The 23,625-nt window shown below is 46.6% G+C and carries 23 protein-coding genes, 1 tRNA gene and 1 pseudogene; 13 read left to right on the top strand and 12 right to left on the bottom strand.

Translation table 11 applies throughout. From position 1 onward, the window contains the following. Window positions 1–83: 83 nt before the first annotated feature. The 5 genes from QT979_RS08300 to QT979_RS08280 all read right to left on the bottom strand — a co-directional run bounded on the left by QT979_RS08300 (window position 84) and on the right by QT979_RS08280 (window position 3,966). Window positions 84–218 carry a hypothetical protein gene (locus QT979_RS08300; protein ID WP_333210650.1) on the bottom strand — a complete coding sequence of 45 codons (135 nt, stop codon included), beginning with the start codon at window positions 216–218 and terminating at the stop codon, window positions 84–86. A 420-nt stretch (window positions 219–638) separates the two neighbouring features. Next, on the bottom strand, window positions 639–1,781 hold the full coding sequence (gene hrcA / locus QT979_RS08295; protein ID WP_445304765.1) for a heat-inducible transcriptional repressor HrcA: 1,143 nt from the start codon (window positions 1,779–1,781) through the stop codon (window positions 639–641). Between the two features lie 196 nt (window positions 1,782–1,977). Continuing rightward, window positions 1,978–2,847: an alpha/beta hydrolase gene (locus QT979_RS08290; protein WP_333309165.1), complete on the bottom strand. Its 870-nt coding sequence runs from the start codon at window positions 2,845–2,847 to the stop codon at window positions 1,978–1,980. Between the two features lie 128 nt (window positions 2,848–2,975). Continuing rightward, window positions 2,976–3,701, bottom strand: a complete 726-nt coding sequence (locus QT979_RS08285; RefSeq protein WP_006631881.1) for a hypothetical protein — start codon at window positions 3,699–3,701, stop codon at window positions 2,976–2,978. An 85-nt stretch (window positions 3,702–3,786) separates the two neighbouring features. Next, window positions 3,787–3,966 carry a hypothetical protein gene (locus QT979_RS08280; RefSeq protein WP_333309163.1) on the bottom strand — a complete coding sequence of 60 codons (180 nt, stop codon included), beginning with the start codon at window positions 3,964–3,966 and terminating at the stop codon, window positions 3,787–3,789. 243 nt (window positions 3,967–4,209) lie between these two features. On the opposite strand from QT979_RS08280, the gene QT979_RS08275 reads away from it, so the two are divergent. The 6 genes from QT979_RS08275 to QT979_RS08250 all read left to right on the top strand — a co-directional run bounded on the left by QT979_RS08275 (window position 4,210) and on the right by QT979_RS08250 (window position 8,876). Next, window positions 4,210–4,761: a GNAT family N-acetyltransferase gene (locus QT979_RS08275; RefSeq protein WP_172187348.1), complete on the top strand. Its 552-nt coding sequence runs from the start codon at window positions 4,210–4,212 to the stop codon at window positions 4,759–4,761. A gap of 326 nt (window positions 4,762–5,087) precedes the next feature. Continuing rightward, window positions 5,088–5,161 (top strand) — tRNA-Pro (locus QT979_RS08270). Between the two features lie 152 nt (window positions 5,162–5,313). Next, on the top strand, window positions 5,314–6,147 hold the full coding sequence (locus QT979_RS08265; protein ID WP_333309161.1) for a Tic22 family protein: 834 nt from the start codon (window positions 5,314–5,316) through the stop codon (window positions 6,145–6,147). A 140-nt stretch (window positions 6,148–6,287) separates the two neighbouring features. Next, on the top strand, window positions 6,288–7,268 hold the full coding sequence (locus QT979_RS08260; protein WP_333210659.1) for a HemK/PrmC family methyltransferase: 981 nt from the start codon (window positions 6,288–6,290) through the stop codon (window positions 7,266–7,268). A gap of 53 nt (window positions 7,269–7,321) precedes the next feature. Next, window positions 7,322–7,915 carry an L-threonylcarbamoyladenylate synthase gene (locus QT979_RS08255; protein ID WP_333210661.1) on the top strand — a complete coding sequence of 198 codons (594 nt, stop codon included), beginning with the start codon at window positions 7,322–7,324 and terminating at the stop codon, window positions 7,913–7,915. Window positions 7,916–7,940: 25 nt separating this feature from the next. Beyond that, the gene (locus QT979_RS08250; RefSeq protein ID WP_333309159.1) at window positions 7,941–8,876 is read left to right on the top strand and encodes a HAMP domain-containing sensor histidine kinase; all 936 of its coding nucleotides are present in this window, start codon (window positions 7,941–7,943) and stop codon (window positions 8,874–8,876) included. Between the two features lie 193 nt (window positions 8,877–9,069). On the opposite strand, the gene QT979_RS08245 is transcribed toward QT979_RS08250, so the two are convergent. Further along, window positions 9,070–9,558: a GNAT family N-acetyltransferase gene (locus QT979_RS08245; protein WP_333053288.1), complete on the bottom strand. Its 489-nt coding sequence runs from the start codon at window positions 9,556–9,558 to the stop codon at window positions 9,070–9,072. A gap of 634 nt (window positions 9,559–10,192) precedes the next feature. Next, window positions 10,193–11,176, bottom strand: coding sequence for a porphobilinogen synthase (gene hemB, locus QT979_RS08240; protein ID WP_333309158.1), 984 nt, complete (start codon window positions 11,174–11,176; stop codon window positions 10,193–10,195). Window positions 11,177–11,476: 300 nt separating this feature from the next. Here hemB and QT979_RS08235 point away from each other — a divergent pair, with 300 nt between their 5' ends. Further along, complete coding sequence (locus QT979_RS08235; RefSeq protein WP_333229451.1) at window positions 11,477–12,460, top strand: DUF1517 domain-containing protein; 984 nt, start codon at window positions 11,477–11,479, stop codon at window positions 12,458–12,460. 334 nt (window positions 12,461–12,794) lie between these two features. Then, window positions 12,795–13,349: a cyclic nucleotide-binding domain-containing protein gene (locus tag QT979_RS08230; RefSeq protein WP_333210668.1), complete on the top strand. Its 555-nt coding sequence runs from the start codon at window positions 12,795–12,797 to the stop codon at window positions 13,347–13,349. A gap of 228 nt (window positions 13,350–13,577) precedes the next feature. Here the strand turns inward: QT979_RS08230 and QT979_RS08225 are convergent, their stop codons facing one another. The 4 genes and pseudogenes from QT979_RS08225 to QT979_RS08210 all read right to left on the bottom strand — a co-directional run bounded on the left by QT979_RS08225 (window position 13,578) and on the right by QT979_RS08210 (window position 16,554). Next, window positions 13,578–14,024, bottom strand: a complete 447-nt coding sequence (locus QT979_RS08225; RefSeq protein WP_333080986.1) for a hypothetical protein — start codon at window positions 14,022–14,024, stop codon at window positions 13,578–13,580. A 322-nt stretch (window positions 14,025–14,346) separates the two neighbouring features. Continuing rightward, window positions 14,347–15,713 (bottom strand): annotated as a pseudogene (locus QT979_RS28995) (IS4 family transposase). 159 nt (window positions 15,714–15,872) lie between these two features. Beyond that, entirely contained in the window at window positions 15,873–16,229 is a 357-nt protein-coding gene (locus QT979_RS08215) for a HepT-like ribonuclease domain-containing protein (RefSeq protein WP_333210672.1), read from the bottom strand. Beyond that, on the bottom strand, window positions 16,207–16,554 hold the full coding sequence (locus QT979_RS08210; protein WP_333309155.1) for a nucleotidyltransferase domain-containing protein: 348 nt from the start codon (window positions 16,552–16,554) through the stop codon (window positions 16,207–16,209). The genes QT979_RS08215 and QT979_RS08210 overlap by 23 nt, the downstream gene beginning before the upstream one ends. 165 nt (window positions 16,555–16,719) lie before the next feature. Here QT979_RS08210 and QT979_RS08205 point away from each other — a divergent pair, with 165 nt between their 5' ends. The 3 genes from QT979_RS08205 to QT979_RS08195 all read left to right on the top strand — a co-directional run bounded on the left by QT979_RS08205 (window position 16,720) and on the right by QT979_RS08195 (window position 20,168). Then, on the top strand, window positions 16,720–16,974 hold the full coding sequence (locus QT979_RS08205) for a hypothetical protein (protein WP_333309154.1): 255 nt from the start codon (window positions 16,720–16,722) through the stop codon (window positions 16,972–16,974). Window positions 16,975–17,479: 505 nt separating this feature from the next. Next, the gene (locus tag QT979_RS08200; protein ID WP_333309152.1) at window positions 17,480–18,874 is read left to right on the top strand and encodes a branched-chain amino acid ABC transporter substrate-binding protein; all 1,395 of its coding nucleotides are present in this window, start codon (window positions 17,480–17,482) and stop codon (window positions 18,872–18,874) included. Between the two features lie 217 nt (window positions 18,875–19,091). Continuing rightward, window positions 19,092–20,168, top strand: coding sequence for a branched-chain amino acid ABC transporter permease (locus QT979_RS08195; protein WP_333309150.1), 1,077 nt, complete (start codon window positions 19,092–19,094; stop codon window positions 20,166–20,168). Window positions 20,169–20,301: 133 nt separating this feature from the next. Here QT979_RS08195 and QT979_RS08190 read toward each other — a convergent pair whose 3' ends face one another. Next, on the bottom strand, window positions 20,302–20,874 hold the full coding sequence (locus QT979_RS08190; RefSeq protein WP_333210680.1) for a Uma2 family endonuclease: 573 nt from the start codon (window positions 20,872–20,874) through the stop codon (window positions 20,302–20,304). A 108-nt stretch (window positions 20,875–20,982) separates the two neighbouring features. Here QT979_RS08190 and QT979_RS08185 point away from each other — a divergent pair, with 108 nt between their 5' ends. Then, the gene (locus QT979_RS08185) at window positions 20,983–22,548 is read left to right on the top strand and encodes an ABC transporter permease subunit (RefSeq protein ID WP_333309148.1); all 1,566 of its coding nucleotides are present in this window, start codon (window positions 20,983–20,985) and stop codon (window positions 22,546–22,548) included. Between the two features lie 143 nt (window positions 22,549–22,691). Then, window positions 22,692–23,531: a class I SAM-dependent methyltransferase gene (locus tag QT979_RS08180; RefSeq protein WP_333309147.1), complete on the top strand. Its 840-nt coding sequence runs from the start codon at window positions 22,692–22,694 to the stop codon at window positions 23,529–23,531. Window positions 23,532–23,625: the final 94 nt, after the last annotated feature.

The following is a 23,625-nucleotide window of genomic DNA, read 5'->3' as shown; positions in this document are numbered from 1 at the left end:
TAATATTTTGACATTCTGCTACCTTGGGAAGCGACGAGCGCGAGGTTCGCGCCTCCTCAATTTATTTGTCGCAGCCGCTATCCCTAGAGCGAGCGATCGCCCACCAGGATTGCAACATAACTCATCAGTTCGGCTGCTAAACCTGCCATTTGACTAACACTCCGCGACCACTTTCTGTAAATGCGCGATCGCTCGCCATCGCAATCTTTTTCTCCCAATCGCCGGAAAGTCGCTTCCCCCTAACTTCTGCCACTTTCCTAGCGGCTCATGGACGGAGAAACAGGGTTGTTTACGAAACTCTCTTGTCAAGCGCGAAGCTTTAGTTTCTTACCCCAAAAAGAGTATCAAACCTACATTCTGCACCCTCAACTGTCACTATCGGTTTTTACTTATTTTGATCCACCAATAAAACTATAAATCATACTATAATACCGTATATTGACGGATAAATCACTTTTTAAAGGCATAATTTGTTACTCTGAAGATATAGTTTTCTGCGTAATTATGCTTATAAGACCCCAGGGTGTGGAATGTAGGATAAAAGCCTAGGTTTTTTGTCACCAAACCCTGTTTTTAAAGGTTGTGAGTACATTTACAGACAATAAAACCCCAAGCCAGTTAAGCTTAGGGCTATCAAATTAGGGTGCATCTAACAAGGGATGATCCGAGCGCCCTCGATCGCCATCAGGAAAACTAACTCGATTTCCGCCAATAGCTTCGGACAAATAATCGGCCGCAGCTTCCACCACCGCGATCGCATTTTCGTAAACCATCCGCGTCGGCCCCAAAACCCCAACACTACCCACCGGCACTGATCCCCGGCGGTAAGTCGAAGAAATCAGAGTACAGCCACGAATTGGTTCCAAGGAATTTTCCGAGCCAATACGCACCGTTACCCGCTTCCCTGGCGTGTCCAACTCCGGCGATTCAAAAATCAAAGGCCACAGCAGTTCCTGCTCTTGTTCGAGCAATTGCACCAGGGTTTGAACTTGCTGCAACTGCGAAAACTCAGGCAAGCGCAGCGCTTCTGCCAGACCGCCGATCAGAATCCGCGTGTAGGTTGGATGGCTTTGGCGGCTGCTCAAAGCAGTCAGCATGGTTCCCATCCACTCAGCGTACAGCTCAAATTCCCGGTCTAACTCGCTCCAGTCTACAGCCGAGAGTTCCGAGAGCGATCGTCCCCGCAACTTGGTGTTCAAAAAATTTGACAAAATCTGCAATTCGCGATCGACGATTTCGACATCAGGCGTGTTACCTTCTGCGTCCCTCGGCAACTGCACCAAAACCGACTGAGTTTCGTAGGCATCCGTCACCACGATCAGCATCACCTTTCCCGGCTCTAGCTGCACCAGTTGCAAGTGGCGCAAGCAAGCCATATTGGTTTGCGGTATGGTGATCATTGCTATGTAACCGCTGATAGTTGCCAGGATTTGAGCAGCGCCACGGAGTGCCGCGTCCATGCGACCATCCGACCAATTGAGTTGGTCTAGTACCTGTTCCACCTTGCGGGCCAGCGTATCAGACGGCTGAATCAACTGGTCTACGTAAATTCGGTAGCCGGAGTCAGAGGGGACTCGTCCTGCCGAAGTGTGGGGCTGATAAAGCAGTCCAGCTTTTTCAAGAGTCCCCATCGCATTGCGAATGGTAGCTGGGCTGACGCTGAGGTTGAATTCGTCAGCCAAAGCTTTTGAGCCAACGGGTTCCGCTGTAGCTATGTAGTGGCGAACCGTTGCCCAAAGGATGTATTGTTGCCGATCGGTGAGGTTAACGCGCACAGATATTTAAGCAGAATTAGAATTTAGAGTTGAAAGCCACTATTTAATTGAAACGTCTGTCCGAAGAGGGCGATCGGGCAGACTTATCTATTTAACATAACAGATTTTAGATTAAGGAAGAAGTCAGTTGTTATTGGTTATTGGTTATTGGTTATTGGTTATTTGTAAGTTTTAATGCCCCATGCCCCATGCCCCATGCCATCTAATCATGTTCTTTCAGAATATTTTGCAGATAACTAGCCACTGCATCCGGCTGTTCCACCATTGCCAAATGGCCACAATCTGCAAGCTGAAGGACATTCTCGCCACAACCTTGGAACATCCAGTGAAAGCTAGCCAAATGCAGCACGTATTTTGGTTCCATAATTTTGTCTTTAGTACCGGCAATAAAATAAACAGGTTGTTTGAGTTGGGAGACAATTTGTGGCAATAGGTGAATCTCCGCTTCTGTGGTGGAATCCAACAAAGCCCCCAAAGCTGCCTCTGGATGAGCTGCCACGAAATCTATTAAGCGCTGCCGTCCCCAGGATCTGCCGATCGAGCGGGCTACAGAATCGCGGGCAAATACGTAATCTGCTAAGGGCAAGCGAGGTAGCCAGCCGGGACGCATTGTCACTAGCTGCTTGCCGACCGCTCGAAACCGCTCGAATTCTTCCTTAAGATAGATGCCGCCCCCTGCATTGATGCAGACAACGCCTTTAACGCGCTCGGAGAATTTGCTGGCTCCCCATAGAGCGATCGTACCGCCCAGAGAGTGTCCCACCAGCCAAGCAGAAGATATATCGAGTTTTTCGAGTAAAATTTCCAAATCGCGAGCGTAAGCTACGGGAGTGTAGCAGGAATTTAGCGGTTCGGAACATGGGCGAGCGTCGCCGGAGTCCGATTGAGAGTCGCCAAACCCCCGCAAATCGTAGGTAAGGCACTGATAGTTTGGTGCCAAGCGATCGGTCAAAGGTTGCCAGTAGCGACGGCTTAACAGCCAGCCGTGGACAAATACCAGAACCGGGGAAGTTGCAGTCGGAGCCGTCAAATCGTAAGCGTGCCGAACCCCTAGGATGTCGATGGTTGCCATAATTTTATCCTATCCCGAAATCAACACAGAGGTATCAGTAGTTCGATCGGGCGATCGGCTTGGTTTAACTTTCTCCACACTAAGGTTTTGACCAAAAACCAGGTGTTCACGCCTAGTCAGTGGTATCCCTAAAATCGCTCGCCTAGCAATCTTTGTCGCACCCCCTCAGCGATTTTCTGCCCCAGATACTCAGGAATTAAACTTTCATTGGGTCCCAACAAGTAGAGAATCAGGCGAGTTCGCCCCCGCCAAACCAACAAATTAGCATTTACTACCAACAAATCCTCTTGCCATATGGCATACATAACTTTGTAAAAAAGTCCAGGTTGATTATCTGCTTCAATCAGCAAAGCTGGCAAGTGGAAAACCGGATCGACGTAGAATTCAGTTGCCACATCTTCCAAACCCGCGTCTAAATTAAATTCCACCGCCAACATCTCTTCAACCTCAAAATGTCCCGCCAATGCCTCTCGAACGGCTCTACAGACATTTTCTGCTGTTTTATCTGCCAGTACCTTGCCACCGCGAGATACTACCAATTTGATAAATACCAGCATGGGCGGGTAAATTTGACCGTACAAACTCAGACTGTGAATTGTCAGTCCGTAGGCCGCGAGCACTCCAAAAATATCGCTCAGTAGAAAAGACTGGTTCCGGTAAGCAAAATGCAGCGCACTTTTATTACCTTCGGCTCGGATTTCGATGACTGCTTGCCGAGTTTTGTAAAGTTGGTAAGCTAATTTGAGGTTTTGCAGTTGGATTTCACTGCTGACAAATTGCTCATAAAACTGCGGAAACGCTCGGTTAAAGCGCTTGAGAAGTTCTAGTGTAGATGGTTTTAAACCCGAAGCCATAATTGAGGAGAAGGTGCGGGAAATATAATAGGTATGGACTCTTCCATGCCTTATGGCAATGGGATTTTCGATTCGACGATTCGACTTAAATTGTGCCCGTCTCCTCACTAAAAGCAAAAGTCAAATCTGTCAGAGAACTTATCACGAGAATGTCACCGTTGCGCCATTCCAGTGGTATTTCCCACCAAGGGTATAAGTTCCGGCGCGATCGGCGGCACTCAAAAGAAGCATTTCCCAAAATGCCTCTGTCCTGGTTCGGCAACAAATTTTACCTTAAAAGCGGGTTGTCCGGGCACTGGCTAGCAGAACAGTTCTACCAAACTTGACAGAATCAAAAAAGCGCAGACTCAATGTTGGACGACAAATCCCTGTTTTCGGCGTAAGATGAGTGTACCGTAAACTGTTCCTCAAGAGGCTACCGGCAATTGATCCTACGCCGATTGGAGTGGGTTTATCTGTCTGGTTCTCTTTCTCGTCGTCCAACTTCTACTACCTTAACCGCGCCTGCATGGGTTTTTGGAAAAACTTATTTAGTAGTTCTGAGTCTGCCTCTGTACCCCAAACAGCGGATTTTGAGGAAGATGTGGCTGTTGGGTTAGGCGATCCGCTTTCCCCAACGTTTCGCAAACCCGCCAGCGGCAACGCTCGCATCTTTTTCAGTTGCGATCGGGACATTGACCTCTACGAACTCGAAGAACTTTGTAATGCAGTGGGTTGGTCCCGCCGTCCCCTGCGTAAAGTCAAAAAAGCTATTCAGCACAGCTTCCTAGTCGTCTCTATGTGGGAGATGCGGGGCAGCCAGCGACGGCTGGTGGGTTTCGCCAGAGCGACTTCAGACCATGCTTTTAATGCCACGCTTTGGGATGTGGTAGTTCATCCTGACTACCAGGGCAAAGGCATGGGCAAGGCGCTGATGAAATACATCATTAAAAAACTCCGCAGTGAAGATATCAGCAACATTACCTTATTTGCTGACCCTCAAGTGGTGGATTTTTACCGCAATTTGGGCTTTATGTCCGATCCAGAGGGGATTAAAGGTATGTTTTGGTATCCAGATTAGCAAGCAAGGTGCAGGTCGGCGTTGATTTGTTGAGGATATACAATACAATATTGACGCTGCCAACACCGAATGCACCTGTGCGGTGCGGTCAGTGAGACGTGGATGTATCTCGGCATCAGGGCCGTTATGAAGCTGTGCAAGTATTGTCAGTCGATTTGAGCAGAGCACGATAGGAGCTAGGGGGTGGTATGGGTTTTTGGGTGGGAGCAAACCGCACAACCTAAAAAAAACTTCGCCTTAGCTGCATCGAGAACTAAATATTTAATAAAGCTTGACAAGCAAGCGGTTTTGTGCGTTAATTGTTAGAGGTTAGCTAACTATAACACCGGGATGTAGCGCAGCTTGGTAGCGCGCCTGCTTTGGGAGCAGGATGTCGCAGGTTCAAATCCTGTCATCCCGATCGCACAATGTTAAATAATAGATTGAAGCAGAACTGTCTCTGATGTTTACATTTCGTCAAAATGAAAACAAATTGAGGCAGTTTTTGCCGATCGTGTTAAGTCGCCAGTCTTTGCGTTAATGTGTTTCAGGATCGCTCCTGATGGAAAAAACATGAAATCATTAGTTCGTTTGGGCGCAATATTGGGAATTGTCGGCTGCACTCTGCTGGGCCCCTCCCCAATTGGCAAGATGTCTGCACTGGCACTGCCGGAGCCGCAAATTTTGGAAAAATTGCGATCAGTGCCGGTATTTACGATTACAGACGCTCAGGGTGCGCCCCTCGTCGCTTCTGTTCCCAAGCAGGGTCAGGGTCAAACTGGTAATGCTTCCGTGGCGGGAATTTTCATCAGCCAGAAAGATGCTCAAGCTTTTGTCGATCAACTGAAAACCAGAAATCCTCAGTTGGCGGCCACGGTGCGCGTGATGCCGGTGTCGCTGGGGGAAATTTATCAGATCACTCAAGCAAATAAAGGCAAGCCGGAGGAAGTACAATTTGCTTTCGTTCCGGCTCCGCAGCAGGTGCAGTCGGCTAAAACTGTACTTCAGCAGACTGGTCAACAAGTTAATGAGTTCAACGGTGTACCTCTGTTTTTGGCTAGAGGTGGCGCAGAAAATGGTTATTTGACGATTCAGCGAGGCCAGCAAGAGGTGATTCCCTTGTTTTTTAACAAGGAGGATTTACAGGGCATGGTCGATCGTTTTAAGCAGCAGCAGCCGAACGTGACTGCCACAATTAAGATTGAGGTGGTGAACTTGGAGAGCGTTTTGGAAGCTTTGCGTACTGAGAACGACCCGTTTTTGACCCAAATGATTTTGATTCCGTCGCGGGAGTCGCTGGAATTTGTGCGATCGCTCCAACCTGCTGGTGCGGGCCAAAATCCACAGGTGGCTCCGGCTCCAGCTCGGCCGGCTCCAGCCCCGGCTCCAGCTCGACCGGCTCGCTAATAGTTAGTCAGCAGTCATTAGTCATCAGTCATCAGTTATTACTCATGAAATAGTAGGTTGGGTTTCTCGACTCAACCTACTATTTACTAATTACTAATTACCAGTTAGCAATTAACAATTACCCCTTCCAAAAAAGTATTATGTTTGTTTCTGGTTTAGAGCTTTGGCAGTGGGTGAATCAAGCTAAAACAGAGGCGATCGCCCATGACATTCCCCTAGCAGAAATCGACTGGCTGCTGCAAGAGCTGGCTGGTTTGGATAGGTTGGCTCTGCGTTTGGAGTCGTTTAAAGATTTGCCAAAAATTGAATTAAAGTTGTCTTTATCTGAACTTGCTCAATTGTGGCAGCGGCGCTTACAGGAACGGGTGCCGGTGCAGTATTTAACGGGAGTTGCACATTGGCGACATTTTTCGCTCAAAGTAACGCCGGCGGTGCTAATTCCGCGTCCTGAAACGGAATTGCTGATCGATTTGGCTGTGGAAGCTGTGAAAAGCCGTTTAGAAGCAGAAAATATCAATCAAAAATCTACCCCCCCCAACCCCCCCTTAGTAAGGGGGGGAGAAGATTTAAACTTCTCCCAGCTTCGGGGGGGAGAATTTGCCAAATCGCATTGGGTGGATTTGGGGACGGGCAGCGGGGCGATCGCGATCGGCTTGGCTTCTGCGTTGACAAATGCTAGGGTTTATGCGGTAGATTGCAGTTCGGAAGCTTTGGCAGTTGCTCGACTGAATGCTGAGAATTTGGGCTTTGAATCGCGAGTTAATTTTTATCAAGGTTCGTGGTGGGAACCGCTAGAATTTCTCAAAGGTCGCGTTAGCGGCATGGTTTCTAACCCGCCTTACATCCCCAGCAGCACGGTTCTGACTCTACAACCGGAAGTTTTGAGGCACGAACCTCATCTGGCCTTAGACGGCGGTTTGGACGGGTTAGATTGCATCCGGCATTTGGTAGAAACGGCTCCCGATTATTTAGAATCCGGGGGAGTTTGGTTGGTGGAGATGATGTCGGGACAGGCTGAGGCGGTAGCTGATATGCTGCAAAGTCACGGGAGTTACGGTGAAGTTCAGATATTTTCGGATTTAGCAGGAATCGATCGGTTTGCCTTAGCGTATCGACGTTAGGTTTCAAGAATATGTCGTACTTCAAAAATCTAAAATCTAAAATCTAAAATGGCATGACACAAGTTTCGATCGATGCCCTAGTTCAGGGGGCAATTTCTGGCAATCATATCGTCAGTTTTCCTACAGATACTGTACCCGCTTTGGCTGCGCGTCCCGATCGCTCGGAGTTGATTTTTGCAGCTAAACGTCGCAGTCAAGACAAACCGCTGATTTTGATGGCAGCATCGGCGAGGGCTTTGTGGCCTTACGTGCAGGGAAGTCCAGCAGAGTTAAACTTGTGGCAGCAAGTAGCCGAATCCTATTGGCCGGGGGCGTTAACTTTGGTGCTGCCGGCTTCAGCCAAAGTCCCGGCGGCTCTCAATCCCATTGATCGAACTACAATCGGAGTACGAGTGCCTGACTTTCCCCTTGCCCTCAAGATTCTAGAGCAGACAGGCCCTTTGGCTACTACCAGCGCTAATTTATCCGGCCAGCCACCTTTGGAATCGGTGGCAGAAATTGAGGCTCAGTTTCCTGAAGTCTTGACATTAGTTCCTTCGGAATTAGCAACAGCGACAACAGCTTCGAGTTTGCCTTCGACTGTGGCTAAATGGACGGGCAGTGAGTGGGAAATATTGCGACAAGGCGCGATCGAGTTAGAATGCTAAAAGCTAAACTCCAAGGCAAAGCAATATGGCGCCGATCGGCTGGAGCAACTTTATATATTTAGGTATGGGACTGGGGCTGGGTTTGGGAAGCAGTTTGATTTGGCGCCGGCGGCAAAAAAGCTCGCAACAGCCCGAACCTGCACCCAAAGTGCCGCCACCTCCTCAAGAAATTCAGTTAGAGAAGTTTGATGCTCTTTCCGACCAACTTAAGCAAACTCAATTGGCTTATCAAATGGCATCGGAGATGAGCCAATTTAAGGCGGGTTTTTTGGCTCGGACTTCTCACGAGTTGCGATCGCCCCTGAGCACTATGATTGGTACGCTGCAATTAATTCTCTCGGATTTGTGCGACGATCCTGCTGAGGAACGAGAGTTTGTCGAGCAAGCTCACGTCGCGGCACTCAAGCTGGTAAAATTGATAGATGAAATTATCTCTGTTGCTAAAACTGAACACGGCACTGACAGGATGGATATTGAGCCGATTCAGTTAGCTAAGGTTTTTGACGAGGTTGATGATTTAACTTACTTGCAAGCTGCTAATCGCGGCATTCGTTTGGAGATATTGCCGCCTGATCCGGAGATTTATGTCTTGGCAGATTTGCCGAGGTTTAGGCAAGTTTTAGTCCATTTGGTAGATACTGCTGTGGCTCAGATGGAGGAGGGGAGTATTTCTGTGTCTGCCCATGCTTCGCCGGAATCTGGATACGTTCACATTTGGGTGGATGATCAGCGTTCCGTGAGTGCTTGGAGCGAGTCTTGGGACTTGCTGAAGCACGATTTGGAGTGTGATGTTACTAAGAGCAGCGATAATTCTCAGGTGTCTTCTGGAATGAGGTTATTGATGAATCAGACTCTTTTAAGTTTGATGAGCGGAAAGTTGGAGGTTCTGGCTGTGCCTTCTGAGTCCGAAGAGTGCAATTTTAACCGGACTCAGTGTTCTATTCCTTTGGCAACTTTGTGATGAAGGAAGTTCGGTCACGCGCAATGTACGGGATCTAACGGAGGTGGGGAAGATGGCAAAAAAATTAACAGATTTAAGGGAGGGCGGGAAGATGGAAAAGGGAAGATGAAACAAGGAAATTATTTATAGGGAGTAAGGTGCGCCCTGACGCACCCTACATAATTATAGATTTTGGTGCCAATCTTGTGATTATTTAACAATTAGCAGTTAGCAATTCGCCGTTGCTAATTTCTAATTCGAGATTCTCTTCTAGAAGCTGATTTTCAAGTACCATGGTGGTGCTAGCGTTTTGCTGAAAACCGATGCGCTCGTAGAAGCTTTGTTTGTAAGTTGTCATCAGGTAAACTCGCTCTACTCGGCACATCCGAGGGTGACTCAAGACGGTTTGCACTAATTTACGGCCGAGTCCTGCACCTTGGTAATCCGGGTGAATGGCGACATCCCAGATGGTGGCTCGATAGATGCCATCTGAGGTGGCTCTGGCAAAGCCGATCGCCCGTGAGCCGTCCCAAACTGTAACAACTGGTTCGCTGTTGGCAATAGCAATTTCCCAATCTTCTATCTTGCGTTCCCTCGCCCAAAAGGCGGCGGCTTTAAATAGTTCTTGGATCTGTACGATGTCTGCGCGATCGCGACCTATACAAAATTGAATGTGACTGGAATCCCTAGTCGTTGATGTCATGCTCAATCTGCCTTCAAGTTGTATCTAAACTGTGTTACTTTTACTGTTTTACAGGAGTGAAAGTTGATTTTGCTTGGGAACGATCAATGGTTGAATTCCCATTTACACAACTATTTTTATTCATACATATTTTTTAACTAATTTCGGTGATTATTAATACTTTTTGGGGTAAATTTTGTAAAAAAGTCTTTGAGTCAAAATTCCCAACTTATAACTCATACCATTTGAGATTTTAGATTTCAGATTTTAGATGGGGAATGACTAATTTTTTAGGGTTTGGAGTTTGTCTACAGAGAAACCTGGTTTTTTTATAGCAATACTTCGTTACAACGGAAATGTTGCACCATTCTCAATAAGCTTTTTGTGAACAGGCTTTTCGGCCTGTTCCACAAGAAAATTCACTCTTTGTGGAACAGGCCGAAAAACCTGTTCTTGAGAATGGTGCAATATATCAGTTACAGCCCACCGAAACTGTAAAAACCTGGTTTCGAGGCGTCGTTTATCGGTAAGCGTAAGCTATAGCTAGTGTCTTGCCTAATTGTTCAAAAATCATCTATCGAGAGAGGTGTTGACTCCACAAGAACACCCGAAGATGGTGCTGTGGAGTCAAATCTCTAATCTAAAATCGAGTGAATCAGTTTTGCAGCCAGCGGGCGGCGTCTTTGGCGTGATAAGTCAAAATCAAATCACAACCAGCACGCTTGAATCCTGTCAAAGTTTCCATCACTACTCTTTCTTCATCTATCCAACCGTTAAGGGCGGCGGCTTTCACCATCGCATATTCCCCAGAAACGTTGTAAGCAGCAACTGGCAGGTTAGTTGCTTCCTTCACGCGCCAGATGATGTCCATGTAAGCTAAAGCGGGTTTAACCATGAGCATATCTGCGCCTTCGGCAATGTCGAGAGCAATTTCTTTCAGAGCTTCGCGGCCGTTTCCGGGGTCCATTTGATAGGTGCGCCGATCGCCAAATTGCGGAGCAGAATCGGCAGCATCCCGGAATGGGCCATAATAAGCTGAGGCGTATTTGGCCGCGTAAGACATGATGGGAATATCTTCAAATCCAGCAGAGTCCAATCCTTCGCGAATTGCTCCGACAAAACCGTCCATCATTCCCGAAGGGGCGATAATATCTGCACCGGCTTTAGCTTGAGCAACGGCGGTTTTCTTCAGCAATTCTAGTGTGGGATCGTTCAAGACGCGGCCGCTTAAATCTCCGACTTCCAAATAGCCGCAGTGACCGTGACTGGTATATTCGCACAGACAAGTATCGACCATGACGATTAAATCTGGTACGGCTTTTTTAACTGCTTCCGTCGCTTTTTGGACGATGCCACAATCGTGCCAAGCACCTGTTGCGTCTGTATCTTTATCTGCGGGAATGCCGAATAAAATAATCGCGGGAATGCCGAGGTCGTAGACTTCTTTTGCTTCTTCTACTATTTTGTCTATCGATAGCTGGTAAACTCCCGGCATCGATGTGACTTCTTTAGCAAAAGCTTCCCCCGGTACAGCAAATAGGGGGTAAATTAAATCGCTGGTTGTCAAGATATTTTCGCGTACCATCCGGCGGAGTTGGGGATGGTTGCGGAGGCGGCGGGGGCGGTGAGTTGGAAACATAATGTTTTTTTTACGGTAGATAAAGCCCTGTTTTTGAGGACTCGCGGCGTTTCTTTAAAAGTCTAGAGCTTATTGTTGGCCGATCGCCCTTTAGATAAGTAAACTTCTGTAAAACCCGCGGTGTCCATTGTTCGTAGTCAGGAATGCAAGTCCTTTCTAGCTTTTCTCGTTTGCAGACTCAGGCCTAACTGTGGTTGGATCGGTTGGTACGGATATCTCGCTGGCTTCATACCTATAACCAGGCTGCCCAGAAGCGAGGATAGACTGTAAATTATAAATGTATCGAATAGTAACGGTCTTATGTACAAGCAACTAATTTCAAAGATCAAACCGCTTTTGAAATCACTATTTGCGATCGGTCTGGTACTGACGCTAGCCCTCGGTAACGCTGATGGAGCTCTGGCTGCCCGCAGCGGAGGACGCATCGGGGGCGGATCTTTTAGAGCTCCGGCGCGCAGTTACTCGTCTCCTAGTCGCACTTACGCACCGTCGGGAGGAGGCTACTATCCGGGCGGCGGCTTCGGAGGTGGCTTTGGTTTCCCGTTCTTGCTGCCGTTTTTTGGCTTTGGGGGCGGGTTTGGTGGCCTGTTCTCGATTTTGATTTTTATTTCGATCGCTAATTTCCTCGTCCAAAGCTTCCGCCGCGCCGGGGGCGGAACTGACGAACTCGGCAACAGCGCCGCCACTACCACCGTATCTGTCGCCCGCTTACAAGTTGGTTTGCTAGCAGAGGCCCGCGGTTTGCAAGCCGAACTCGACTCCTTAGCGCAAAAAGCGGATACCGATACAGCGGCAGGTCGTGCTCAAGTGCTGCAAGAATCTACTCTGGCGCTGCTGCGACATCCTGAATACTGGGTTTACGCGGGCGCTGAATCTGTGCAAACTCGCTTGGAGGCAGCCGAAGCTAAGTTTAATCAACTTTCTTTGGCAGAACGCAGCAAATTTACTGAAGAAACGCTTTCCAATTATAACAATCAGCTCCGGCAAGCAGGGAGCAGCAATATCCTGCCAGGTTTGCAGGAAAATGGGGCGCTGGTTGCTTCTGATTTGAATTCAGATCCTGGGGAATTTATTGTGGTGACGGTGATTGTCGGTACTCAAGGCAAATTGCAATTGCCAGCAGTGAAAAACTCTGAAGATTTGCGCCAAGCTTTGCGTCAGATTGGGGGAGTATCGAGCGAGCAGTTGCTGGCGGTTGAGGTGCTGTGGACTCCTCAAGCGAACGGGGACACTCTGACTGCTGACGATATGTTGGCGGGCTATCCTGATTTGCGCTCGATTTAGTGAGCAAGACTGGGCGCGGAGCATTATCTGCCGCGCCCCATCCTGCAGCCAAGCTGGGCGGGTGAGCCCCATTGCTTTTGAGACAGGAATTTCGCGGGAGGTTGGGGAGGTCGATCGAGTTAAAAAAGATTGTTTAACAAATGCTAGTATTGAGAGATTATGTTTCAGCGTGATTCATCTGCTATGGGCTAAGCCTGCCCGATATGGGTTTTGCGAAGAAGTTAGGCAGGATAAAAAAAAATGTATTAAGCGAGGGCTGCTTCGGAAGAAGTTGCGATCGCGCGTCATCTAAATTTTATATAAATAAGCAAGCAGCGATCGAGAGCTAAAACTTATGGCCGACAGCAGCAGAAAAAAAGCACTTTTTATTTTGAGCCAGTTAAATAATGACGATATCAACTGGATCGTCCAAAAAGGTAAAAAGGAAGTTCTAGATCCGGGCGGGATTTTGATCTATGAAGGGAGACAGATAGATGCGCTCTACATTGTTTTGAATGGGAGTTTGAGCGTTTTAATCGAGGCTGAGCGGACTAGAGAACTCGCTAAAATAGCCAGCGGAGAACTGGTGGGAGAAGTATCTTTCATTGATGCTCGCCCTCCTTTGGCAACGGTAAAGGCGATCGAAGAAACTCACTTGCTAGCAATTCCTAGGCGGCAGTTAGTCATCAAACTTCAAAACGATATGGGCTTTGCATCCCGGTTTTATTATGGAATTTCACTGTGTCTGGCAGACAGAATGCGCGGTACGATCCGACATATAGAATACGGTCGCAATATTGAATTAGATCAACCAGAATTTGAACGAGAGGATATCAATCCTAACGTCCTGGAAAATTTGGCGCTAGCTGAGGCTAAGTTTAATTGGCTGAGGGAAAATCTTAAACCTTAAGGAATTTTAAGGCGTTTTTAAGCTGGGTCTGAAAACTTGCCGATTGATACGGTCATTGAGAGATGTACGATGTAACTTCTCAACTCAAAAAACAGATGTGCAGAACGAAATAGGGGCGGGTCGTACCGGAAATATCGATCATCTATAATTGCCGAAACTATAAAAACCCGCCCCTGTGCTTTGCCGTTGCAACCTCGCGCGCCCAAATGCAACTACCAACTAGACAATCTAGATAATGCCCGGCCCTTTGCCGCGGGTGTCTGCATCCATTGTCAGTTTTCCTTCTTCGCCTTTTTTATCTTTGATTTCTGCGAGAATTCGAGCGCGTTCTGCAGCTTCGGCTTCTTCTTTTGCTCTCAAATCGCCCGGTTCGTTGATGTACATTTCCGGTTCGACCGCGTAATTGTTAACCAGACCTTCTTTGTCTACTGTATAACCATCTGTAGTGTGAATGCTTTCGTCATCGGTTTGGTCATCGGTTTTTGCACTTTTCTGCTTGCCTTCGGTGGTTGTGTGCATGAAGTTAGCCCCTTCCCGTTCTTGCCGCGCTGCTGTCTCAGCAGGAGTAATGCCCCTGTCATAGTGGGGGGCTTCCATATTGGCTTCGATTTGTTCGTCGGCCGGTGTTGATTTGCTAACTTCTTTTTTGGGGGGTATTGGTTGGCGATTAGTCATGATTTATTCCTGAGTTATCTTTTCAAAAAGGTCTTTGGCTTATGTTTAAATAATAAGTGTAAGCTAACTCATTAACAAACTATCTTTGGTTATAGTTTGCGAGAAATTGCTGCAATCTCCCATACATTTAGTGAGTCTTCCTCAAGACTGATAAATTTTTATTTTTATTAAAATTTTCACATTTTTATACTCTTTGACATCTATCTAAAGACAGATAATATCCTTTCAGGTCAATTACCTCTAATCAAGGGGTTTGTAGTGAGGACTTTGGTCTTCAGATTTTTATCATGACTAAAGTCCAATGGCACAGAAAAAGGCTTAATCACTCCCTCCGTTTAGCTTTCAAGACAGAGCGAGGTTCCTGCATTCGAGCATACGGTTTCTGCCTGGGTTTCCAAACACTAGATTCAGAACGCTCAGGTCGAATCGTAAGTAAATTAGTTGCCACCTGTTCCAAAAGTAATTGACGCCATTGTCGCTGTTGGCATTTTCCTGTAGTTGCCAACAGCATCAATAACAGATTCAACTGCTGCCTGGTTGATTGGAATGAGAGTTGAAAAACTGTATTTTCTGACAAAGATACAGCCTGCCACATAATGGTACGTAATCAAGTGTAAGCTAATCAGTATGTCCAGATTTCTTTTCTCACCATCACCGGAGTTTTAGCTGTTAATATCTCCATTTTTAACGTGGTTTTGAGATAGCGTCAATTAACTGCTGCCGACCAACGAAACCCATATAAACAAGTCAACTTTTTAACAGTGTACCGTTTTGTATCCACCAATATTGTCACTACAATGATACGCTCAGCTCTAAAGCCACGGCGCTTAATTCGCCATACTTTCCGGACGATGAAACTAGACGGCCATGCCTCGAGTTCCTCCAAAGTCATGTGGGTTGGGACAATGTTGGGGCTGATTCCCGACGACTTTTTGAGCGCCAATTCCCAACTTTTTTCCCCGCCCTTAAGTCAGTTTTACGGAAATGATTTTTACGGAAAACAGCATCTGCTCCTGGCTGTTTCACCACAAATAAATCGACATAATTATCATAAGCTTGCTATGGCAATATCACATCGTCGGGGACTAAATTTGCATAAATTAAAAGGCTGAGCACAATCTCACTGCTCGCCTGCGTTAGCTATGCCAGCGGATACCACAGCCAAGCGTGAGCAATCAAAAGAGTACCACTATTTTAGCGATGGTTCATCCACACCCAGCTTTTTGATTGCTGTGTTGCGGATACTCGGCTTGATTAGCAGCAGTATGATTCATCAACACTGTTGTCCCATCTAGTACCCGCACCCGTCGTCCACACCATTGTTGTTCTATGGGAACTTGCTTTTCTCTCTTCCTCTGCGACTATGGGTACTAACTGTTGAACGAGTTGATCTGGTAGTCGCTGACGAGCTTTACTGTATGCCCCGGTATCAGAAGAAGGAGGCTGGACTCCGGCGGCACTGAGCCACGTACTCATCCGCTTCACGGCCCCACTCAAACTTTTGTCGGGAGCGAGTACCTGGGATATCATCGCCCACAATGTGACTATCGGTGTGTAGATGCTTTGGTCGTAGGTGATTTTCTCATTCGCTAGAAGCTCTTGGACTAACGAATCTGGCAGCAGCTTCTCCCAAGGTGAGGCAACGCTCGGCAAAAATTGTTGTTTAAGAATGCACGCACGATTTGGCATAATGGAGAGAGATATTTTGGTTGGTCGGGCAATTATGTAGATATTGCCTTACAGATTTTTTGGGGTTCACTTTTTCAGTGCCATTGGGCTAAAGTCCTCACTACGAACCGGATCGATCGTCCTCAAGCGCTAAGCGGAGGAATTTGACCGGGCATGATATCAAGTATCATCAGGTAACGGTGGCAGTAATGCCTCTAATTGCACCAGTAAACCAGGCAAAACACTTGTAACAAGATTCCAAATAACTTCTGGTCTCGCTTGGTCATAACGGTGAACTAAAATATTGCGTAAGTTAATCGCATTTCGCCAATCAATTTCGGGATGAAACTGCTGAAACTCGATCAAAACTCTGCGAGCTGCTTCGCCCAAAATCCCCAACTGCCGCTCTACGGCACTTTGCATAAAAACACTTTCCAGGTAAGTGTCGTAAGAAGCATCAGTAGTAAACTGTTGAATCCGACGGATTGCTTGCTCCATGCCCCAAAGTGAAGCACTATCCCGATCGTTCGCTGGCATAAATCACTCGATGCGTTTTCAAAATGTTCGATCGCCGATAGGGATTTTTTAACTGTTTTTTTTCCACCAAATCTACAGAACTGTGAAATAAATCCTCTATCTCTTCCTGCATACTCAATAAATGAGACAGCGTGAGGTGGTGCGAGCGCTCGTAAGTAACTAATACATCCACATCGCTATCAGGGCGAAAATCATCCCGCAGCACCGAGCCGAACAGGGCAAACTCGACAATGTTCCAGCGCTGGCAAAATTGCGCGATCGCATCTAAAGAAACTTTTAGGCGATCGCTCACTACATATTCTAAATCCGATTGCAACTCAATCATGGGCGAGTCAACCTCAGACTACAAAATTCAGAGAATCCAAGCATTGCTATAGCAGGCGCTAATTTACCACACTTGAGCATCCCAGACACATTTAAGTTTTCGATGCAAACAAAATTTACTAGACTTACTGATAAGATGAGAGGAGCTAGATTGAGAGGTCATCTTATGTCGCCGATAAAACAACGCCTTCTAGAAGCGATCGAACGGACTCCTGAATCGCTTTTAGAGCAAACCCTGACATTCCTGGAATTTTTGACCAGTCGGACACAGACCGCACTCGCCCCAGACTTCGACTGGGATTTTGACTCAGACACCGACTCCAACGACACAATCCTCGCTGACCTGAAAGCCTCCCTCCACCAAGCCAAAGCGGGACAAACCTTCCCCATCGATGAGCTCTGGGACGGCATCAATGTCTGATATGCCAGTCCAACTCAAATTCACGGCACTCTTCAAACGTCGCCTCAAAGGACTCGCTAAAAAGTAGCGCCAAATTCAAACCGATGTTAAGCCCGTCCTCGATCAGATTATCCAAGGAAACTTCATCGGAGACCAGATTACAGGCATCCCATACACCGTTTACAAAGTCCGGGCTAAAAACAGTGATGCCCAAGTTGGTAAGAGCGGTGGCTATCGTTTGATTTATCAAGTTGAATCACCGACCAGGTTGTTTTACACCTGATTTACTCGAAATCAGAACAAGCAAACGTCTCGGCCGAGGAAATCCAAACTGCGATCGCACAATACCACGCAGAACCAGGCTAATAAGACTTTTTTCAAGTCTAAACTTTGGATATCGCCGACATTGATATCACATATGGCCCAAGTCCCGACCTTCTGGCGGCAGCAGTGTATCTTTGAGAGTTGACACAAATTTTTTAAACTTGTGCTAACTCTTGACTACATACTGACTAGAGTGAAAAATATGCAAAAACGCCCGCAACAAACCAACCAACCTATGAACTTTTCAGAAAAATCAGGGGGCAAAAGTCCCACATCCACAAAAACCAACCCAACAAAGAATCTCGGCGTCGGAGGATTGCGGAAATTACTGCTCGCCGCCGGAATAGCCTCTGTGTGCGCTAGCTGTCAAAATCCTCAAGCACCCACCGCCACAACTCCCGGAGGCAGTCCCGGAACCAGTCCCGCAGCCACTCCCGTCGCAGTCAGCAACCCCGGAGACCCAAATACTGTCAAAATTGTCTCCATGCTGCCGATGACAGGCAGCGCCTTGGGTCAAGCTCAAACAATGGTCAACGGTATCCAACAAGCCCTCGCCGAAACCAACTCGAAAGCTTGCGACGGCAAAATCCAAATCCAATACGAAGTTTACGATGACGCCACCGCCGCCGCCGGCAAATGGGACCCTGCCCAAGTAACGTCCAACTCCAACAAAGCCGTGGCTGACGGTTCGGTAGTTGCCGTCATCGGTCACTATAACTCCGGTGCAGCCAAACTTTCCATTCCCGTGCTCAACCAAGCTAACATCGTCATGATCAGTCCGGCCAACACTTATCCGGGACTGACTAAACCAGGAAAAGGCGAAGCCAAAGAACCCAACGTTTATTATCCCGCTGGCACTCGTAATTTCACCCGCGTTGTCCCCGCTGACGACCTTCAAGGTGCTGTAGCTGGCAACTGGGCGAAATCTTTAGGCGTGCAAAAAGTCTACATTCTAGACGACCAAGAACTCTACGGCAAAGGCATCGCTGACGTTTTTGAAGCAACTTCTAAAAAGTTGCGAATTCAAGTCCTCGGAAGAGAGGGAATTGATATTAAAGCTAGCGACTATAAGGCGTTAATGAATAAAATCAAAGCTTTAAATCCCGACATGATTTACCTTGGAGGCACTACTCAAAGCAATGCGGGACAAATAATTAAAGACATGAGAAATGTCGGAATGACGCCTGATGCGGTTAAGTTCATGGGGCCCGACGGCATTAAAGAGCAAGCTTTAATTGACGCGGCAGGCAAAGATGCCGAAGGAGTTTACGCTACTTTTGGTGGCTTGCCTCCTCAAGAATTGACTGGTGCGGGTGCGAAGTGGTACACAAGTTACAAGGCAAAATATAATGCTGAACCGGAAGCTTATGCAGCTTACGCCTATGAAGCTGCTAAAGTTGCGATCGGCGCAATTAATAAAGTTTGCAAAAATGACCGTGCTGCTATCCGCGAAGCTGTCTTGGCAACTAAAGACTTTAACGGGGTACTCGGCACTTGGAGTTTTGACACCAACGGCGACACGAGCTTGACTACAATGTCAGGAAATGTTGTTAAAGGTGGCAAGTGGGAGTTCGTGAATGCGCTCAAGACGGAATAATTAGTCAGTTGTCAGTTGTCAGTTGACTGTTGTCAGTAGTGATTTTAACTGGTTCCTAGGCTCTGCTTAGGAACCAATGTAACTCTTGGTCTGCTGGGCTTTCCGATCCGAAAAATTGGAGGTAGAGCCTCCGAATCCGCGTTTCTAATATCTGCCTAGAAACGAGTAGAGTGAATGTTCCTAATGCCCAATGCCCAATTCCCAATTACTCAAAAACATGAAGAACTGGAAAAGTATTCTCTTATATCTAGGTGTAGTTTATATAGTTTTGCTATTAGGCCCGATCGCAGGATTTGATTTGCCAAAAATTTTAGGAGAAATAGCCAGCAGTCCTGAAGTTTTGATTCAACAATTGTTAGTGGGTTTGGTGAACGGGGCGCTGATTGCAATTATTGCCTTGGGTTACACTATGGTTTATGGCATTATTGAGTTAATCAATTTTGCTCACGGCGATTTGTATATGTTGGGTGCTTTTGCTTCCCTAACCGTATTCGGGGCTTTTGGGATTCAAGATGGCGCACCTTTAGGTATTGCTATACCAGTGATGTTAGTCGCTTTAATTGTATGTTCGGTGTTTTGTGCTGGACTGAATGTTGTTGTCGAAAAGTATGCTTATCGACCTTTGCGAAATGCTCCCCGTTTGGCTCCTTTAATTTCAGCAATTGGAGTTTCTTTTATTTTCCAAAATATGGGTCTGTTTTGGGGAGGATTGAAAGCTTTTATTCCAGTGATGGGTTCTAATTCGGCGGCTCCGAAAAGCTTTCCCGATTTGTTGCCGCGAGTTGATATTCTAAAGTTTTTGGGAATTCAAACGAGTATTGTATTTACTACGAAAGATTTAATTGTGTTGGTAGTGGCTGTGGTATTGATGGTTTTGCTTCATGTTTTTGTCCAGTACACTCGTCTGGGAAAGGCGATGCGGGCAACGGCTCAAAGCCGCGATGCTGCTAAAATTATGGGGATTAATGTAGATCAGATTATTGCTTTGACTTTTTTGATTGGGGGAGCTTTGGCGGGTTCGGCTGGGATTCTGGTTGGTTTGTACAACAATACTATTGTTTTTACGATGGGGTTTACGGCGGGTTTGAGGGCTTTTACGGCGGCGGTTTTGGGGGGGATTGGCAATATTGTCGGGGCGATGTTGGGAGGTGTTTTGATTGGGTTGCTTTCGTCTTTGAGCGATCAGTATTTGTCGAGTCGCTGGACTAATGCTTGGGTATTTGGGGTTTTGGTGGTGATTTTGGCTTTTCGACCGGGCGGTTTGTTGGGCGAGAATGTTCAGGAGAAGGTTTGAAGTTGCAGGGTTAAAATAAGGGCAAGAGACATTTAAGTATATCTAAAAAAACATCGCACCCAGACCCCCGACTTCTTTAAGAAATTGGGGAACTAAAAGCGATCGCATTTTACATTTTAGGTTATTTTACGTTTTAAATATTCCCTGGTTTGAGCCAGCCAAAAACTTCGCCTAAAGTCAACTGCATTTCCGGCATAAAATTGGGCATCGGAAGTATATCTGTTGGTTCTTGCAAGGAAATAGGCTGCTGCCTTGCGGGATAGGCTAAAATGTTTTTTTCATCCGGATCGAGCAACCAACCCATCTGACAACCGGCATTCAAACAGTGCAAAATATTGTTTGTGACTTTGGTTTGGCTTTGGGCTGGGGACAAAATTTCTATTGTCCAGTCTGGGTAAGCATTAAATGTATTGGCAATTTCGCCGTCAGCGTCTAGGGGAATGCGATTCCAAACAAAAATGGCGACATCGGGAACAATAGAACGTCCGCCAAAGGTGCAGCGAAGTTCTGGTAGGGCTAGGGCAATTTGCGGTTTCTCTGCGATGTCGTTGGTGACTGTTACGAGTCTGCCTTGTAGTTTGCTGTGTTTTCCTTGTGGCATAGGTTTTTGTACGATCGCACCTTTGATGTATTCGCTAGCGGGTTTGGTTTCTGGGAGTTGCAAAAACTCGTCCAGGGTGATAGTTTTTTGAGGTGCTTGTACCATATAGTGATCGCCCGTTTGAAGTGTGTTGGGGTAACAGTTCCAGTATATAGCAGTTGAGAGTTGACAGTTGACAGTGACTAATAACTAATGACTAATAACTAATGACTAATGACAAATCAAATAATCCAAGCAATTAAATCGAGCGGTATTTTAGGGGCGATCGCCTCTTTGACGGTTTTGTTATTCGGCGGTTGGAGCGGCACCGTGATCGGCTGGCTGATGGGTACGGCTGCAGGGTTTATGAGCTGTCAGAATCAGAAAATTTACAGCCCAAAAATGGGTGCGACTATCGGCAGTTTCGCGGGAATGGGGTTGGGAGTTTGGCTGTTAATTGCGAGTGTGGTAGAAGGGGTTTTGATTAGACCTTTTTCTGGTCAATCTGCTGTGGCTTTGCCGACTACGCTGCTGTACGGGATTTGCAGTTTGACGATCGCAATTTTGACCGCTACGTTAATGGGTGCTTTGCAGGGCTTGCAGGGAGAACGCCAGCGGCTGGCAACTCTGGTGACATTAGCTTTTATTCTAATTCTGTTTCCGTTTATCGACATTCAGGCTCAGACTGGCTGGATTGCTACTGTAGTACAGATTCAAATCTTTATTATGTTGGCGCTGGGTTTGAATATTACTGTGGGTTTTGCGGGTTTGTTGGATTTGGGATATGCGGCGTTTTTTGCGATCGGCGCTTACACGACGGCTTTGCTATCTTCTGGGCAATTAAATATTGCTTGGAACTTTTGGGTGGTGTTGCCGATCGCCGCCGGTGTAGCTGCGATCGCGGGCGTAATCCTCGGTATTCCGACACTGCGACTCAAGGGCGATTATTTGGCGATCGTTACCCTCGGTTTTGGCGAAATTATCCCGGTTGTCTTTAGGAATTTAACCGCGATTCGGATCGACGAACCAGTCTCGAAGATTGTTGCGGCTGTTTTGGGTAAACCTGAGTTGGTGCTGTGTCTGGTTGGGTGCGATCGACCTTTTAACCTCACCGGCGGCGAAGCGGGAATAAACCCGATCGGGCGTCCATCTCTCCCCATTATCGGCACTTTCAGCACCGGCAACTACTTTCCCTGGTACTACCTAATTTTGCTGCTAGTTGTCTTTGCTTACTTCATGATTTCGCGGCTGCGAGATTCCCGCTTGGGCAGGGCGTGGAATGCCATGCGCGAAGATGAATTAGCCGCGAGTGCGATGGGAATTAACCTAGTCAAAACCAAACTTTCGGCTTTTGCGATGGGAGCGACGTTTTCGGGCTTTGCAGGCGCGTTTTACGCCGCCTATATCAGCGCGATTTTTCCCAGCGTTTTCGATTTCTCGGTGTCGGTAATCATCCTCTGTATGGTGATTTTAGGCGGTTTGGGCAACATGACCGGGGTGATTTTGGGGGCTATCATTATCATGTCTGCCGATCGACTTTATCTGCCACAATTAGCGCAAGTCCTCAAGGGTTTTCTGAATACTTTTGTACTCCCCAGGATTGCAATTCCCCAGTTGCGAGACTTTCTGGCAACCAGTTTAGACCCGATTCAAATGCGCTTATTTCTATTCGGTCTAACTCTGGTTGTCATGATGATCGTGCGGCCGGAGGGGCTGATTCCTGATAAGATACACCAAGCTGAACTGCATTCTGATGCTGAAGCGAGCAATGAGTCTTTAGCAGATGCGAGAAGTAAGTAAATAGGTAAGGGCAAAAACCATAGTATTTTGTAGGCGGGTTTAGCTAAGAATCTAGGATGCAAGGGAGTTTAGGGGTGTAAAAACCCCGTCCTCATCTAATGTTTACTTGTAACCAACTACTTAGTAAGGGTGAAAGATTAGCCATGAAAAATGTAACTGGTACTGCTTTTATCGTTGCGGAATTTAGAGCAGAAGAGAACGAAGAGGCAATTCCTCTCTACACTGATAATGTAGTAAAAATCTGGTTGAATGAGGAAACAAAAAAAATAGCTAACCAAATAGCTCACAACTCTCCCGCCGCTAAAGAAATGGTTAAGTTGCGGACTAAATATTTTGATGATGTTTTGTCAAACCAAATTTTAGGAGGTTGCAAGCAAGTAGTTATTTTAGGTTCGGGTTTGGATACTCGCGCTGCTAGAATTAATGGAGAAGGAGTGATTTATTTTGAAATAGACGACAGCGCGACTCTTCAATTAAAAGAAGAAACTCTCAAAGCTAACAAAGTTACTGCTAATGTTCGCTATATTCCCGGCGATTACGTAAAAGACGGTTTAATTTCCTTGCTCAAACAGAGTGAATTTGATTTCGCTCTACCGACATATTTTTTGTGGGAAGGCAACACAACCTTGCTTGACAAAAAAGATGTAATATTTGTGTTAGAACAAATTCGCGACAATGTTCCTAATTTCCGATTGTCCTTTGATTATATGTCGGAAAAGGTGATTTTGAGAACGACGGGCTACCAAGATATCAATGATTACATAGATAAATACGAAAGTATGTATGCACCGTGGATTACTGGGTTTGAAAAGATTGCAACTTTGGCTGACGAACTCAATCTCAAACTTATTGAAAACTTTTCGACTGCCGATTTACACGCACAATATCGCCCTGGCCGTTCGCTAGAATCTAATCTTTTTAATTTTTATTTTGTCTGTACGTTAGAAAATGCAGTAGGGGGCGTCAGTCAAGAGAGTGACTAAACTCAAACAATTTGCTGCTGACGCATTTTACCAGATCAAAGACGATCGCACTTTGTCTGTACGCTAGAAAATGCAGGAGGGTGCGTCAGTGGTT

It is taken from the genome of Microcoleus sp. w2-18bC1 (assembly GCF_036700365.1).
In the GTDB taxonomy this organism is placed as follows: domain Bacteria; phylum Cyanobacteriota; class Cyanobacteriia; order Cyanobacteriales; family Microcoleaceae; genus Microcoleus.
Note: the sequence above shows the minus strand (reverse complement) of the source record. Positions and strands in the feature narration are given on the sequence as shown.

Coding starts and splice junctions, on each gene's coding strand:
- QT979_RS08290 (WP_333309165.1), bottom strand. CDS start 2,847: ATGGCAACCATCGACATCCTAGGGGTTCGGCACGCTTACGATTTGACG.
- QT979_RS08285 (WP_006631881.1), bottom strand. CDS start 3,701: ATGGCTTCGGGTTTAAAACCATCTACACTAGAACTTCTCAAGCGCTTT.
- QT979_RS08275 (WP_172187348.1), top strand. CDS start 4,210: ATGGGTTTTTGGAAAAACTTATTTAGTAGTTCTGAGTCTGCCTCTGTA.
- QT979_RS08265 (WP_333309161.1), top strand. CDS start 5,314: ATGAAATCATTAGTTCGTTTGGGCGCAATATTGGGAATTGTCGGCTGC.
- QT979_RS08260 (WP_333210659.1), top strand. CDS start 6,288: ATGTTTGTTTCTGGTTTAGAGCTTTGGCAGTGGGTGAATCAAGCTAAA.
- QT979_RS08255 (WP_333210661.1), top strand. CDS start 7,322: ATGACACAAGTTTCGATCGATGCCCTAGTTCAGGGGGCAATTTCTGGC.
- QT979_RS08250 (WP_333309159.1), top strand. CDS start 7,941: ATGGCGCCGATCGGCTGGAGCAACTTTATATATTTAGGTATGGGACTG.
- QT979_RS08245 (WP_333053288.1), bottom strand. CDS start 9,558: ATGACATCAACGACTAGGGATTCCAGTCACATTCAATTTTGTATAGGT.
- hemB (WP_333309158.1), bottom strand. CDS start 11,176: ATGTTTCCAACTCACCGCCCCCGCCGCCTCCGCAACCATCCCCAACTC.
- QT979_RS08235 (WP_333229451.1), top strand. CDS start 11,477: ATGTACAAGCAACTAATTTCAAAGATCAAACCGCTTTTGAAATCACTA.
- QT979_RS08230 (WP_333210668.1), top strand. CDS start 12,795: ATGGCCGACAGCAGCAGAAAAAAAGCACTTTTTATTTTGAGCCAGTTA.
- QT979_RS08225 (WP_333080986.1), bottom strand. CDS start 14,024: ATGACTAATCGCCAACCAATACCCCCCAAAAAAGAAGTTAGCAAATCA.
- QT979_RS08215 (WP_333210672.1), bottom strand. CDS start 16,229: ATGCCAGCGAACGATCGGGATAGTGCTTCACTTTGGGGCATGGAGCAA.
- QT979_RS08210 (WP_333309155.1), bottom strand. CDS start 16,554: ATGATTGAGTTGCAATCGGATTTAGAATATGTAGTGAGCGATCGCCTA.
- QT979_RS08205 (WP_333309154.1), top strand. CDS start 16,720: ATGTCGCCGATAAAACAACGCCTTCTAGAAGCGATCGAACGGACTCCT.
- QT979_RS08200 (WP_333309152.1), top strand. CDS start 17,480: ATGCAAAAACGCCCGCAACAAACCAACCAACCTATGAACTTTTCAGAA.
- QT979_RS08195 (WP_333309150.1), top strand. CDS start 19,092: ATGAAGAACTGGAAAAGTATTCTCTTATATCTAGGTGTAGTTTATATA.
- QT979_RS08190 (WP_333210680.1), bottom strand. CDS start 20,874: ATGGTACAAGCACCTCAAAAAACTATCACCCTGGACGAGTTTTTGCAA.
- QT979_RS08185 (WP_333309148.1), top strand. CDS start 20,983: ATGACAAATCAAATAATCCAAGCAATTAAATCGAGCGGTATTTTAGGG.
- QT979_RS08180 (WP_333309147.1), top strand. CDS start 22,692: ATGAAAAATGTAACTGGTACTGCTTTTATCGTTGCGGAATTTAGAGCA.